This window comes from Teredinibacter turnerae T7901 (genome assembly GCF_000023025.1).
Classification (GTDB): Bacteria; Pseudomonadota; Gammaproteobacteria; order Pseudomonadales; family Cellvibrionaceae; genus Teredinibacter; species Teredinibacter turnerae_B.
Genome location: NC_012997.1, coordinates 4074937 through 4089400 on the forward strand (window position 1 = coordinate 4074937; position 14464 = coordinate 4089400).

Here is a 14464-nt window from a genome sequence, read left to right on the forward strand (position 1 = left end):
GTTTTAAATCCTGAGTCTCAAATAATTAATGCGGAGAAAGTCAATTACTCGTGGTGTGCCGCGTCAGCTGGGTCTTGCCAGCTCGGGGCGTAACGCTCTCCAGCCTGGTGTGCGTGCTCGTAGCCGATTTTCATATATGCGCCCAATGTCGCCAGGCCCAGCACCAGGAAAAACACCGTAAGTATCCATTTGAGAACATGTAAACGATGGCGGTTGCGCTTGGGGTTATCGCCCAAAAACAAGCCCCATTTAATGACCAGCCGATAGATACCAATACCGGCATGCAGCTCAACAACGAACAACATAATCAGGTACAGTGGCCACATCATGCCGGTCCACACACGGTCGGACGAGGCATAAGGGCCAATGTTGGATGGGTGAAAAATCAATTGATATAGATGCACCGACGCCATGAAAAACAACGCAAAGCCGGTAAACACCTGCACGTACCACAAGGTGGTATCGCTGTGCTTGAGATTGCCAATGTGCTTGTTCATGGTGTTGTATTGACGCGCGGTCGCAGGAAAACGTCGCAACGCCAAGAACGCATGGATAACGATCAAAGAGAGAATAAATACCGCGAAACCACTCACTAACGCCGGGTAAGGTTTACCGAGAATGGGCTCCCCCTCGAACATTCTCGCCACCCAGTACATGGCGTCTTTACTGATTAAAATGCTGGACACCATAAACATATGCGTCCACATGAACAGCACTAAAAATAACCCTGTCGCGCCCTGGACAATGTCCATATAGGCTGGCCAACGGCTGGGTTTGACCGCGTGTTCTACAGCTGACATCCGCGAATACCTCCTCAATGGTGGATTTCTAATTTATTGGCATTACACCATTTTCCTTTTTTAACCATTATGTCCCATGTCAAATGCGCCAAACTGGCACCATAAATTTCGTGGATAATGATTCTCAATGAGGAAATGGCTATTTTTTGCACAGAAAAATCCCTCCTGTGCAACATCCCTGACAGCAGATGCTTAACAAGTTTAACAATGGTTAGAGATCAAATGGGCTTGAAAACTGTCGACTGGGCCGCTCTTCCCGTCAACCAGGAACGAAGAGTTCCGAAACGGTATACGCCAATAAAACGCAATGCGCGAAAATGTGACTTAGCGTGGTGCAGCTGCACGCTTTTGGAAGTCTGACCTACTAAAGTAGGGATATTCGGCGAACTACTCCACAAAAAAAGAAATGCACGCCATAATGATTTGTGTAGTCACACCAATTAAGCTAACCTTGATCAAAAATAGCACTATCTCACCAGCAAATTGAACACAGACTAATACATTAGACCGATCATCCGTGTATAAACACGTTCATTCTCAAATGCCTGCCACCGTCTATTATTCAGGCAGGACATTATTTCAGCTATTTCATTCAAACCGCCGGCGAGCGGTATTTATATCCGTTGCCCGAAGCGCGCAAGACCACCAGCGGTCTCGGCATGCTTGGACAAATCGGGCGAAAAATTTAGATCGAAGCTATCACTAAGGGGTTTTTTGATGACGCTAATTAGAGGTATCACCTCCAGACCCAAAGCGCTGACAGTCGCCATCGGCTGTGCGCTCTGGGGCAGTGTGGCCAACGCTCAGAACAACGAAGCATTGGACGAACTCGATTCTGGAGTCATTATTGAAGAGGTTGTCGTTTGGGGCTTGCGAGCATCGCAAGCGCGAGCGATCGACATGAAACGGTCTTCCGACCGCATCGTGGATTCCATTGTGGCTGAAGACATCGGCCGCATGCCAGATACCACTATCACCGACTCGCTGCAGCGTGTACCAGGTGTGCAAATTAACCGGGAAGCGAACGAAGGTACATCGCTGAACGTACGCGGTATGCCGCAAGTGCTGACAACGCTTAACGGCGAACAGTTCCTGAGTCCATGGACTATTACAGGCGTGGGTGCTAACTACAGCGATATTCCCGCGGGTATGATCGGTGGCGCAGATGTCTACAAATCCATGTCTGCCAACAACATCGCTGGCGGTATTTCCGGTTTGGTTAACCTGAAAACCCTCGATCCCGCAGAGCTGGAATACGGGTGGACGGGTAAATTCGCCGCTGAATTGTCTGAAGGCAGCCTCAAGTCAGACGAAATCACCGACTCCGGCCAGGACCACGATCTGACCATTTATCTGGGTCATAAATCTGATCGCTTCGCGATCATGGTCGGCGCATTCAACTCCAAGACAAACGCTGCGAACTACCAGATTGCTGAAGACCAGCGTCTGGCGTTCCTCGACACTAAAGGTGGTACTCCGAGCGACCCACTGGATTTGGATTACGACGGCGATACCGTTAATGACTGGTATCTGGTACCAGACAACTTCAGTGCAAACTCCAATTTCATGGAGCGCGAGCGTACCGGTGCTTCTTTAGGCATGCACTTTCAGATCAGTGATGCCTGGAGTGCACGAGCCGACGTGTTCTACACCAACATGCAACAGCATGATCGCGGGGTAAAAGCCCAGTTCAGTGGCCTTAGCAGCATCAACGCGTTTGAGGTTAACGGCAACCCGCCAACCGACGAAGAAGAGCTGTACAACGTACTGCAGCAAGGCACGCGCGTTGGTTATGGCCACGACATTACCTACGTCGACAGCAATGGCGTCACCCAGCAACGCTCACTGCATGCTGTACATATCGCAGAGGTTCAATCAGCTCAATTCCAGAGTATCTCTGGCAGTGAGATCAACCGTACCGGCGCACTGAACAGCAACCTGCAATTTGACTATGACAACGGCGACAACATCGAAGCCAGCATCCGCTACGTCCATGGCGAAGCAGATCGTGAGTTGCGGCAGGCCGAACTTGTGCAAGGCTCACCTGCATGGTTGTGGATCGACCAAGACGGTGTCTCCGGTAAGGACGCACTTACCCCGTACAATGTGACTGTCGACTACACGCAGGACATTCCATCATTCAGCTTCGATGCAGACCTGGCCGACAGCAACCTGCTGCAGAAGTATCAGGCAAATGCGGACGGTGAAGACATTGAAGCAACGCTGGACGTACTGCGAGCGGACCTCACCCTGAAGTTAGACGGCGCTATCAGTTCCATCGACATGGGTATCCGTCACGGCGTGCGCACGGCCGAGAAAAACGCGTTCTATTACGTTACCCCTACCGGCCGCTACAGCAGTTTTAACGACCCCCGTGTACCTGCCGACAAACGCTTCCTGTTGCGCGAAGGCAATGAGCAATGGGAAAGATACCCCATGTGGCGCGACTTCGATTACGAAGATGAGAACATTATTCTGCGCACCACCGGCGGCTTGCAGGACAACGGGTTTAACCGCGACGATACCGTGGTCTACAGCGATTTTGGCCCGATCAAAGGGTTCGAAAATGGTATCTCCGCTATCGATCCGTCGGTATGGGATAACACGCTGGACTTCATGAACAGCCTCTACCCCGGAACCAAAACATTGCGCGACCCATCAGCCAGCTACGAAGTCGAAGAAGCTTCAACGTCCGCTTATGTACAAATGAACTTTGAGGGCGAATGGGGCCTGAGCTTCCACGGTAACGTCGGTGCGCGCATCGTGAACACCACGCGCAGCGTGGACAAAGCGATTGTTCCCCAGGTACTCGACCGCTTCAATTCAACGGGCTATGACTACGAAGACAAAGTCGTCTTCCTGTACGACATTGAAACCGTCGAAGACTCTTTCGTGGACGTTTTACCCTCCTTCAACCTGAACGTTGAGCTGGGCCTGAACACCATGTGGCGATTTGCTGCGGCGCAAACTATGGCGCGAAACGACCTGGAGAATGTCGGCTCGGGTCTGGTACTGACTTATCAGCCATGTATCAAAACCGATCAAAACGGCAACCCGGTAACGGTACTTGACCAGAACGGTAACGAAGTGACCGAAGACGTCGCCTGTGTGCGTGAAGGTACTGAGCTGGGCGATGCCGAAATCGAGCCCTGGCGCGCAACCGTCTGGAACAGTTCGGTGGAATGGTACTTCGCCGAAAACGCCTTGCTGAGTGCGGGCCTGTTCATGATTAATGTGGACTCGTCTGTGGAGCTCTATCAGGAGCAGCGCAACTTCGTCGACGGCGACGGTATCAATCGTGGGCATTTGGCCAATGTCTGGGTAACCGATAACGCAGGCGCATCTGATTTATACGGTTTTGAATTTGGCTACCGCCAGCCATTTACCTTCCTCCCGGGAATTCTGAAATCCACCGGTGTGGAATTTAACTACACCTACTCCAATTCGGAGTCTGCGGATGTGGACGTGGACGGCGAAGCACTGCCGCTGCCTTCCAACTCAGAACACCAGACCAACGTGATTCTGTGGTTGGAAAAAGACGCGTTCAGTTTCCGTCTCGCCTACAACTGGCGCAGCGAGGAATACATCGACCGTGTACGCCTGACAACCAACGAAACTCCGCTGAGCCTGGGGAACTGGCAGGAAGCCACTGGCTACCTCGACTTCTCGATGGGTTACTGGTTTAACGACTACGTGAGCGTGTACTTCAAAGGTACCAACCTCACAGAGGAAAACCGCAAGACCTATTCGCAATACAGCGATCAATTCCACTCCCTCTGGGTACAGGAAAGGCGACTCGCGCTGGGCCTGAGCGTTTCTATCTAAGCGCAAGCGCGGCCTCATGAGAACCAGAGATTTAAGTATTTAAATTGGAGTAGACACATGAAATTAAGGTTAAATTATTTCGCCCTGGCCTTCGGCGCATTGATGCTGACAGGTTGTGGCGGTTCTGGCCTCGCGGGCAGCTCGGACGATGTCGATCCGCTGACGCCAGAGATTGAAGACGAGTTTGTACCGAGTGGTCCACAACCGTCAGAAAATGCCAAAGTGATTACCTCTAGCGATGGCAGCCTCTACGACGTAAGTGGTAAACCCATTCTGCTGCGCGGCGTTAACCTGCAGTACGCAGATAACCCGAGCAGCCGCCTTGCCGGTGTTGCCTCGATCCGCGACGTGGGTTCAAACGTCGTGCGTTTGATGCTGAGTACCAGCACATCGGCCGCCGAACTGGCCGCAGCGTTGGATTCAGCGGTCGCCAACGACTTGGTAGTTATGTTGTCGCTGGATAACGCCGACACCATTGCCTGCCAGGACGACGCCGACTACCTGATCGATACCGCAACCCAGCTCTGGCTGACCGACTGGGTTAGCGTGCTGGCGCAGGATAAGTATCAGTCGCACCTGATGGTGAATATCGCCAACGAATGGGGACCGATGAATATCTTCAACGCCAACAGTATTGGCTACGACGAATACATCGATACCTATAAAATCCTGGTTCGCCGCTTCCGCGACGCAGGCTTCAAATTTCCACTGGTAATCGACGCACCACACTGTGGACGTGACTTTAGCGCCTTCCTCGGCGGTCGCGGACGTGAACTGCTTGCCTCCGACACCCAGGAAAACATCGTTCTTGCAGCACACGCTTTCGGCAGCCGTTGGAATAGTCGTGATGAAATCAGCTACGCAGCGGGCCAGCTGGCGAAAGAAAAGCTGCCGTTTGTCATTTCTGAGTTCGGTGGTTCCGGCGTTTATGGCGACGGTTCAATTGATCACAAAGAACTGATGAACGTCGCACAGGGCGAAACCGCTCTGGCGGTCGATCTGCCCTGGTTTGGCACGGACGATACCGTGACCTACGGCCACACTTTCGACTCTCCACTCGACTTCTCGCAGGGCTCGGGTATGGATTTCGAAATCTATGTACCTGCCAACTACCAGGCTGACGGCAAGCTGATGCTGCAAGCTGTGCTGATCGACAGCAATGGTAAAAAAGCAACACGCATATTTGGCACTGCGGCGCAATTGATTCCAGAAACCTGGACGGAAGTGAACGTACAGATCGCAGGCACGGAAGATCTGCACAGTATCGAAGATGGTTTTATGCTGGACAGCGTGCTGAAAGTTGGCTTCCAGGTGTCTGCAAACGGCAAATCACCTGAAGTCGTAGGCGCAATTCAGTTTGATAACCTGAAAGTGGGCCTTGCTGATGGCGGCAACAGCGACGCGATCTATAGCGCCAATTTTGACTCGGGGCTTAGTGGCTGGGGTTACAACTATGGCGCCGGAAGCAGCGCAAGTGTCAGTCTACAAGACGGTGCCCTCGCGCTACTGGCGCCATGGAGCGCAAGCAGCACAAGCACTCAAATTGGCTATCCGGGTATAGTGAATAACTCACCGGCAGTTGACCTTACGCAACCAATGACACTCTCCGTGGATGTGTTCATTCCAGAAGAATACGCAGCCGAAACAGGCATGAATATGCAGTTCTTCTTTAATGGTTACGGCTGGAACGGATACGCGGGCGTGGGTTACACCACAATTTCAGCATTCACCCCCGGTGAATGGAATACGCTCTCAGTACAAGTTACCAGCCTGGCAAACGATTCCGGATCAATCTCCGGTGGGTTTCCAGTCGATCAACCGCCACAGCAGGTGGGTATCGAAGTTGGTGGAATCACGTCTGCCAAAACTCAACCGTTACTGTTCGATAATTTCAGCATCGTGCCGCCGCCCGAAGCGCAGGTTGTGACCCTGTACGAGTCCAACTTCGAGTACAACGATGGCTGGAATTACAGCTTCGGCTTAGGCGACGCAAGCTCTGTAACAGTGACTGATGGTGCGCTGGCCGTACTGCCACCCTGGGAAAACTACGATCCGGCAGTGCAGAACAACCGCCAGATTGCGCTTGCTTACACGTCTGCTGCGAGTCTTCGTCCGAGCATCGACTTCTCACAAACGATGACCTTGAGAATGGACATATTTGTGCCTGAGAGCTATCGCGACACAGGCATGAATGTCCAGTTCTGGTTTGGTGCCAATGACTACAGTGGCTTTGCGGCTATCGGCTTCCGCTCAGCAGCCAACGGCCTGCTTTTCGGGGAATGGCAAACCATGGAGGTCACTTTTGACAGCGTCACTAATCCACCGTTTGGCTATATCAGTGAAGGGTTCATTACTGATCGACCACCACGTCAGGTTGGTGTGCAGATCACTGACGTGAAAACGCCGCAGTCGGAGCCGATTCTTATCGATAACTTCACTCTTGAACGTGTCGGTGGGCCTGCGGTGCCGTCGAATGTTGTATTGGATATTCCATTCTCAACACAGGCAGAAGTCGACGCCTTCCAGGTGCTCGATTTCGGTGGCAGCAGCTTTACCGAGTCTGTACTGAACGATGCCAAGTCTCTGGGCTATGCCCTGGATCCATTTGGCTGGATTGCCTGGTCCTGGATCGGCAGTACTGAAGGTGAAGGCGATACTGTGGGTATTCTTGACCTCAGTACCGAAGTTGATTCTGCGACATCACTTACCGGTCGCGGCGAAGAAATCATCTACGGCGATGACGGTATCGCCAACACCGGCGACGACGTCAGCTTCTAATCGCAGCTAAATCGTTAGTCTCCCCAAAACCGCAGCCCATGGCTGCGGTTTTTTTGTTTTAATGACGCCCTTCCTGAGCATTCAACTGAGTTTTTTCATGTCACGATTTTTTCTGCCGCTAAACACCGGCTTCGGTGCGCTCTACCTGTCTGTTTTTTTGTTGAGTGTGAACGGTCTGTTTGCGCGCTCAATCGAACTGGATTCCACATCAATCACCCAGCTGCGCAGCGTTATCGCCGGTGGTGCAATAATCGCTCTCTGCCTGCTTCAAAAGCGCTCGCTGTTGGTCGCCCCCCGATCCCTGCTGGTGGTTTATTTCCTGGGTGTTTTACTGGGCCTACATTGGGTGACGTATTTCCAGGCCATGCAGAGCTCATCCGTAGCCGTGGGAATTCTCGCACTGTTTACCCACCCGGTATTTACGGTGCTTCTGGAACCGATATTCCAAGGCCGCCGCCCCGAGGGAAAAGACCTGCTTGCGGCACTCGTCGTCGCCGGAGGCATTACCGTCATGGTGTCAGCACAATTGGGCGGTAGCGACCAGCTCAGTGCCGAGCAGATACGCACCGGCGTATTCTGGGGCGTGGGCTCGGCGTTGCTGTTCGCGTTCCGCAACACCGCCCAAAAATACTGGTTGCACCATGTCCCCAGCACCAGTTTGATGTTTCACCAGGTGTTGGTTGTCGCCCTCATGCTGGCTGCGTTCACCGACTGGTCGGCCGTATCGGGTATGGCACCCATCAATTGGCTGTTACTGCTTCTTTTGGGAAGTTTTTGTACTGCGGGAGCGCACACATTTGTCAGTGTCGCCCTTAAACACCTGCCCGCAAAAACCGTGGCCTTAATCAGCTGCCTGCAGCCGGTTTTAGCTGCATTGTTTGCGTGGCTGATTTTGTCAGAAAAGCCGGCGATCCAGGTGTTGCTCGGGGGCGCAATCATTGTCGCTGTCGCCGCATTCGAATCCCGTACCCAACACAAAAGCGAGTGACATCAACCACAACTTTCTTATCGTTAGTCCGCAGCTGACTAGCCCGTACCCGACTAGTGCATACCCGACTTGCGCGTACTTAACACGGCCTTTGCCCGCAAAAAAATACCGAAAAACCTGGTTTCCCAAGTGCGACGCGAAAAATATTTAGTGCTTTTATTTTTTAACACGCGCTTTTCATAGACTGATTAGGCGGCTAAACCCGCTTAATCAAAATATAAACTGTCAAAATAATTTCTCTCACGCCACAACCCAAAACGGCGCCTGATTCCCGCGTAGAATCTGTGTCTATACTCAGCCAAACTGCGGAACAAACCTGCTTGTATTTCATAAAGTCGCTCCATTCCCATCTGACAGTAGAGCTAACCCTTTCACTGCGCAACGGCATCGAGTTACCGGAAATATGACGCCGCCGAAAGGCTAACCGCCTCGCAAACATCCTGAGCAGGAGTGCCTGACTATGGGAATCACAGTATTAGTTGTGGACGACTCTCTCACCATCTGTCAGTTGCTCTGCGCGCAACTCGCAGAGCTTGGTGTCGGAACCGTCGATCAGTGCCATAGCGGGGAGGAAGCCCTCGCGATGATCGTCGCGCATCCCGATAAATACGACTGCGTTTTCCTCGACCTGCATCTGGGAGGCATGGACGGTCTAGAGCTGATGCACCAGCTCCACAATAACCATTTCAGTGGCGGTATCGTGGTGATTTCCGGCCTGGATAGAAAAATTATCGATTTCACCCTGGAGGTTGTCAGCAACTACAATCTACGCGTGCTCGGCTCAGTTCCGAAACCCTTCGATCGGGCACTATTGAGTTTTATGGTAAGACGCATAAGCAGTTATTATCCGGTACACCGCCGCAGCGACAAATTGTTGCCACAACAGGTAGTTGTAGACGCTATTCAGAATAAGCAAGTACTCGCCTACTTTCAGCCGAAAATCAGTAGCGTCGATAACAGTTTGATAGGAATTGAATGCCTGACCCGGTTACAACCCCCGCAGGGAGTGGTGTCGCCAGCCAGTTTTATTTCCGTGGCAGAGAATTACAAACTTATCGACAGTCTGACGGCAGCAACACTCAATGTAGCTCTGCCAGCGTATCGCGAGTTTTGCGCGCAAATCGGCCGCGAAGTAAAACTCGCAATCAATATTTCTCCACTGCAGCTCTACGAGACAAACTTGCATGCAACACTCCATGAGCTACTGCAAGAACACTATATCGCGGTGGAGAATATTGTCCTGGAAATCACCGAAAATCACGCATTGAGAGACGACCGCCAGTTAAAGAATCTAAACCGCCTGCGTATCCACGGATACGAATTATCGCTGGATGACTATGGTGCGGGCTATACGAGCTTACGGCAGATTGAAAAACTTCCGTTTAACGAGATTAAATTGGACGCGCAGCTTGTTAACGGCATCCATAACGACAAAGTGCTGCAGACAATCGTGCGCTCGATAAGAAGCATCACTCACCAACTCAAGCTGACACTTGTGGCCGAAGGCGTTGCGGATTCACGCGACCTTTTACATATGAACGACATCGGCGTCGACGCCTATCAGGGTTATTTGTTTTGCCGTCCCAAACCCGCAAATGAATTGGTACGCTGGCACAAGGCCTGGCAGAAGTCAGTGGCGAACATCAACCAGTTCAGCGCTTCCTGAGTTGGCGCACCTGCGCCAGCCAGAGTGATTCCAATTCAGGGGGCAATTCTGGCTCCTTGGTCCCGGTGAAGCCCAACAGCGACTGATGCATGCTTTGAGACGGCTCAGCCGGCGTTGGTGCAACCAGCGGTATGGTTTTATTGGGCGCCCATATCGCCGTCAACTTCGTTCTTTCCTTTTCCTCAATTTCGCTAAACCTGCGCAACTGCAAGGTAAATCGGCGTATGTGGTAAAGAATTTCCTGCATCATGAGAAAAACATCTTCAACTTCTTTGTAGGCGTGAACGAGCTGCTCTTTCTCAACCTGATCAAGCCAGCGGATGTAGCCGTCATTGATCAACCCGGATTGCTTCATCGCCATTGCAATGTGTTCCAGCAGGTTGTGAAGTGCGAAGAAACGCGCGTTGGCAATCGCTAACTGATTTTGCTCAAGGAATACATCTGCCTGAGCAACGAATTGTTTGATGTAGAAGTGTCTGGCTCTAACCTGGCCAATCAGTATTGGCATCAGGTTCTCTGGCACGCTGCAGGATTGCGAAGCCATGCCCTCGCGCAACAGTAATATGAGCTCAGCGGCGGGCTGCCCTGGTTTGCACAGGTGATTCATTTGCACTATGGGTGTGACGTCTGCCAACGTCCGTGCTCGCGGCCGAAAATACTTGGTATACACCGCGTGCAGGCTATCCAGAAGCTGCAGGTAGCGGCCTAGAGGCGCAAGTTGCTTGGCCAGCTTACCCTGTGGAAACCCCGTACCATCCAGTTCTTCGTGATGCTCTTTTACTGCGCGCACGACTGGCGCAGATACCTCATCAAACCAAGTGATAACTTCTGCACCAACTTCTGGATGTTGGATGAAGGCTCGCCACAAGTCCGAGTCGCTGTTGTGCCCCTCGATGAGCACCTGAGGGTCCAGGTATAGCAAGCCTAAATCGTGCACTAAACCAGCGACGAAGCCATCATACAACTCAGCTTCATCTCCCAGCCTCGCCAACAAAGCCACCATGAACCAGGCGCCGAACAACGCCCGTTCAAATATTCTCGGAGCACTCAGGTGCAATATCCAGAGGTGCTGCGCCAGTTGTCGGTCGGCGCACACCCTCTCGCAAAATTTCGCCAGCAATGGCGCGTGATACCGTTTTTCGTATAACTCCTGCAATACCGGGTCATCGTAAAAAAACGACCGCAACGCACTGAAAAGCGATTCACCGTCGAAGCTGCCTTCAACGTTTACCCATTCACTTAACAGCTGATCGGGAAAGTACTGCTTTAGCTGTGCAGCCATACCGTCATCAAATTCGGTTCCCGCACTGAAGAGTAGTTCGCCATCTTTCCCCGCTAGATCGGTTGTCAGGGTTACCGGGTGAAATGGTTTCCAGGCGAGCAGGTGCTTTGCGTAATGGTTAACCTGTGGAAGTCTTACATCCATCATAATCGTGATAACAGTAGTCTTAGGCGCCACTAATAAAAATAGTACGACAACGATCGCAACAACAGAGGGCGCGAGCCGCCGGAGATCTTAAAAAGTATAGTCGCAGACCTGGATTACGCTGCCAGAGCCGTTCTAAGAATTGAATGCTCCGCCATCACCCGATCCAGGGGGACGGCGGAAACACAAGTGAAGTGTTTCGAGCTGGGTAAATACAGAATTTTCAGATAGAAGAATTGAACACTGCCAGGCGGCAAAGTTACGCTATTCGGAATCCCCTTCGAGCAGATGTCCTAACTTGCCGCGCTTTGTCTCCAGGTAGTGACTGTTGTGGGGATTACGACCTGTTTCATGGGGGAGCCGCTCGGCAATATCAATTCCCAACCCTATGAGAGCATCGATTTTACGCGGATTATTGGTCATGAGTTTAACCCGACTAATCCCCATCTTTTCGAACATCGGCTTAAGCATTGAATAGTCGCGCATGTCCGCGCCGAAACCAAGGGCCTCATTCGCCTCTACAGTATCGGCACCTTTATCCTGTAGGTGGTAGGCCCGGATCTTATTAACTAAGCCGATCCCACGCCCTTCCTGGCGCAAATAAAAAATAGCGCCGCGGCCTTCAATGGATATCCGATGCATCGCTGCTTGCAGTTGAGCCCCACAATCACAACGCAAAGAAAAGAGCGCGTCACCGGTGAGACATTCAGAGTGGATGCGCACCAACACTGGCTCATCCCCAGCCAAATCGCCCATCGATAATACCAAATGCTCTTTATCCGTTTCGCTGTCGGTGAACCCGTGCATTTCGAACATACCCCACGCCGTGGGAAGTTTCGAAGACTCTACATACTCTATTGCCACTCAATAACCTCATATAAACACGTCACTGACGCGCAGTAAGCACAAGTACACCCTGCTCCACTTTCATATCTACACGTCGTAAAAAACTGTTGCCCAGTAACACTTCTCGCGGCGAATTCCCCTCAATAATCGATGCCTCGACACCGTTAAGCGTAATCATGCCAAGCGAGACACTGGCTAATGTCACTCTGTACGCTTGCTTGTTTCCGCCAGCGGTCGAAACCCAGCCGCGCGAACCACTTTTGTAATCAATACCCAGGCGCCGAGCTTCTACCGAGCTCATTGCCACAGAGCTTGCGCCTGTATCCACCATAAATTGCGTGGATCGCCCGTTAATACGTCCCTGGGACCAATAATGCCCATGACGACCGCTGGGAAGTCGGACTTCCGTTATCTCCGGTGGCTTGTAGGTGCCGCCCACTCTTCGCGACAGAGTTAATCGCTGCCGCTCGCCGCCTATTTCAACGTCCGCATATTTACTGTTGGACGTAATCAGCTTAACGCCCTCAGGGCTCGTTTTACCCGCTTTGAGCAGACGCTGCTGGCCGTCAATCACCAGTAAAGCACTGCCGTTAAACAGCCCCTTAACTTCAATTTGTTGAGCGCGGGCGGAAAAACTCATCGTCGCGACCAGCACCCACAGCATCGTACAAATCCGTTTTGTCACACCAAGCTCCATAAATACTCTTAAAGAATGCTGAAGTATATCAGCGTTTGCATGGTTCCCAGGGCTGCCAAACCTGCGAGTAAATCGTCAAACATAATGCCAAAACCACCGTGAACCTTGCGGTCGGCCACGCAGATAGGCCAGGGTTTTACCATATCGAAAAATCGGAATATCACGAACCCTGCCACCACCGCAGGCCAGGTAAGCGGCACAGCTAAAAATGTTATCCACACTCCGACAAACTCGTCCCAGACTATACCTTTGTGGTCGTGTACACCCAGTTGGCGCGAGCTGTAATCGCACAGATACACCCCGAGTATTGCCGCCAGAGTAATAACGATGAGCGTGATCGGCAGTGGCAGCAGGGCCAACAACCAAATTGCCGGCAAACCAACCAAAGTGCCCATGGTGCCCGGTACAACCGGAGAAAGCCCGGAACCGAACCCAAACGCCAACAGCATTCGAGGTTCGCGCAACAATTGCTGCAACGTTGGATCAGCCAAAATGTTGATAACCTGTTTTTGATATTGGGTAGTCAGCGCCGTTAAGCTGGCAGCGAACACCGCTACCCGCAACAACGTCACCAATTCGAAACGCAGTCAATTCAAGCTCTTCGAGAGCGGATTGACGCGCTGCTGGCACTGTGAAACACAACTGATAGTCATCGCCACCAGCGAGTGCCGCCTGGTACCTGGCTGTAGTATCCAACCGGTTAACGGCGGCGGAAAACGGCAGACGTTCCAGATAAACCAAACCGGCGACACCACTCGATGAACAAATGTGGCCCAGGTCCTGAACCAACCCATCCGATACATCAATCGCCGCATTGGCAATACCGCGCAATGCGTGTCCCCAGCCAAAACAGGGTTCGGGCTGGAAGTATCTTTCGCGCAAATAGGCACTCTCTGAAGGTGTTGTCTCGAGCTCGCCACGCACAAGTGCCAGCGCTGCTGCGCCGTCACCCAGAGGACCAGAAACGTAAATGCCGTCACCCACTTGCGCGCCTTTGCGCCGCAATGCCTGCCCCACTGGAACCGTGCCCATCACCTGCACACTGATTGCGAGTGGCCCACGCGTGGTGTCACCGCCCACAAGTGAGCAGCCATAAGCCTTGGTGCGAGAGAACAGGCCTGCGCTAAACCCGGCGAGCCACGCTTCATCAAAGGCTGGCAAGGTGAGGCACAGGGTAATCCAACGCGGTTGGGCGCCCATCGCCGCCAAATCACTGAGCGAGACACAAAGCGCGCGCTCTGCGACCAGGTACGGCTCAGCATCCGCCGGAAAATGTACATCGGCTACCAGCGTATCAACCGAGACAGCCAGCTGTTCTGAAGGGGGAATTTCGAGAAGTGCGCAGTCGTCACCGATCCCCAGGGCTACACCCGGGGCATCCTGAGCGCGGGCGAAATAGTCGCGAATAAGGTCGAACTCGCCGAGAGACATGAGGCGT

At 52.4% G+C, this 14464-nt stretch carries 10 protein-coding genes; 4 read left to right on the forward strand and 6 right to left on the reverse strand.

The window, feature by feature from the left end:
• Window positions 1-44: 44 nt before the first annotated feature.
• Window positions 45-800, reverse strand: coding sequence for a fumarate reductase cytochrome b subunit (locus tag TERTU_RS16350; protein ID WP_015817241.1), 756 nt, complete (start codon window positions 798-800; stop codon window positions 45-47).
• A 717-nt stretch (window positions 801-1517) separates the two neighbouring features.
• On the opposite strand from TERTU_RS16350, the gene TERTU_RS16355 reads away from it, so the two are divergent.
• The 4 genes from TERTU_RS16355 to TERTU_RS16370 all read left to right on the forward strand — a co-directional run bounded on the left by TERTU_RS16355 (window position 1518) and on the right by TERTU_RS16370 (window position 10057).
• Window positions 1518-4625 (forward strand): TonB-dependent receptor, encoded by a 3108-nt coding sequence (locus TERTU_RS16355; RefSeq protein ID WP_015819546.1) that lies wholly within the window; start codon window positions 1518-1520, stop codon window positions 4623-4625.
• Window positions 4626-4682: 57 nt separating this feature from the next.
• Window positions 4683-7403 (forward strand): cellulase family glycosylhydrolase, encoded by a 2721-nt coding sequence (locus TERTU_RS16360; protein ID WP_015819897.1) that lies wholly within the window; start codon window positions 4683-4685, stop codon window positions 7401-7403.
• Window positions 7404-7500: 97 nt separating this feature from the next.
• On the forward strand, window positions 7501-8391 hold the full coding sequence (locus TERTU_RS16365; RefSeq protein ID WP_041590290.1) for a DMT family transporter: 891 nt from the start codon (window positions 7501-7503) through the stop codon (window positions 8389-8391).
• Between the two features lie 460 nt (window positions 8392-8851).
• Window positions 8852-10057, forward strand: a complete 1206-nt coding sequence (locus tag TERTU_RS16370; protein WP_015819589.1) for an EAL domain-containing response regulator — start codon at window positions 8852-8854, stop codon at window positions 10055-10057.
• On the opposite strand, the gene TERTU_RS16375 is transcribed toward TERTU_RS16370, so the two are convergent.
• From TERTU_RS16375 to thiL, 5 genes are all read right to left on the reverse strand, one after another.
• A complete protein-coding gene (locus TERTU_RS16375; RefSeq protein WP_228378179.1) occupies window positions 10044-11486 on the reverse strand; it encodes an HD-GYP domain-containing protein in 1443 nt (480 codons plus the stop codon). The genes TERTU_RS16370 and TERTU_RS16375 overlap by 14 nt on opposite strands.
• 261 nt (window positions 11487-11747) lie before the next feature.
• Window positions 11748-12347 carry a GTP cyclohydrolase II gene (ribA, locus tag TERTU_RS16380; protein ID WP_015817847.1) on the reverse strand — a complete coding sequence of 200 codons (600 nt, stop codon included), beginning with the start codon at window positions 12345-12347 and terminating at the stop codon, window positions 11748-11750.
• A 22-nt stretch (window positions 12348-12369) separates the two neighbouring features.
• Window positions 12370-13014 (reverse strand): retropepsin-like aspartic protease family protein, encoded by a 645-nt coding sequence (locus TERTU_RS16385; protein WP_228378180.1) that lies wholly within the window; start codon window positions 13012-13014, stop codon window positions 12370-12372.
• 20 nt (window positions 13015-13034) lie between these two features.
• The gene (locus TERTU_RS16390; RefSeq protein WP_015818848.1) at window positions 13035-13517 is read right to left on the reverse strand and encodes a phosphatidylglycerophosphatase A family protein; all 483 of its coding nucleotides are present in this window, start codon (window positions 13515-13517) and stop codon (window positions 13035-13037) included.
• Window positions 13510-14457 carry a thiamine-phosphate kinase gene (gene thiL / locus TERTU_RS16395; RefSeq protein ID WP_015817439.1) on the reverse strand — a complete coding sequence of 316 codons (948 nt, stop codon included), beginning with the start codon at window positions 14455-14457 and terminating at the stop codon, window positions 13510-13512. Before thiL ends, TERTU_RS16390 begins: the two co-directional genes overlap by 8 nt.
• Between the last annotated feature and the right edge of the window lie 7 nt (window positions 14458-14464).

Bases quoted from the DNA above. Each gene is read 5' to 3' on its own strand.
- TERTU_RS16350 (WP_015817241.1), bottom strand. From the start codon at position 800: ATGTCAGCTGTAGAACACGCGGTCAAACCCAGCCGTTGGCCAGCCTAT.
- TERTU_RS16355 (WP_015819546.1), top strand. From the start codon at position 1,518: ATGACGCTAATTAGAGGTATCACCTCCAGACCCAAAGCGCTGACAGTC.
- TERTU_RS16360 (WP_015819897.1), top strand. From the start codon at position 4,683: ATGAAATTAAGGTTAAATTATTTCGCCCTGGCCTTCGGCGCATTGATG.
- TERTU_RS16365 (WP_041590290.1), top strand. From the start codon at position 7,501: ATGTCACGATTTTTTCTGCCGCTAAACACCGGCTTCGGTGCGCTCTAC.
- TERTU_RS16370 (WP_015819589.1), top strand. From the start codon at position 8,852: ATGGGAATCACAGTATTAGTTGTGGACGACTCTCTCACCATCTGTCAG.
- TERTU_RS16375 (WP_228378179.1), bottom strand. From the start codon at position 11,486: ATGATGGATGTAAGACTTCCACAGGTTAACCATTACGCAAAGCACCTG.
- thiL (WP_015817439.1), bottom strand. From the start codon at position 14,457: ATGTCTCTCGGCGAGTTCGACCTTATTCGCGACTATTTCGCCCGCGCT.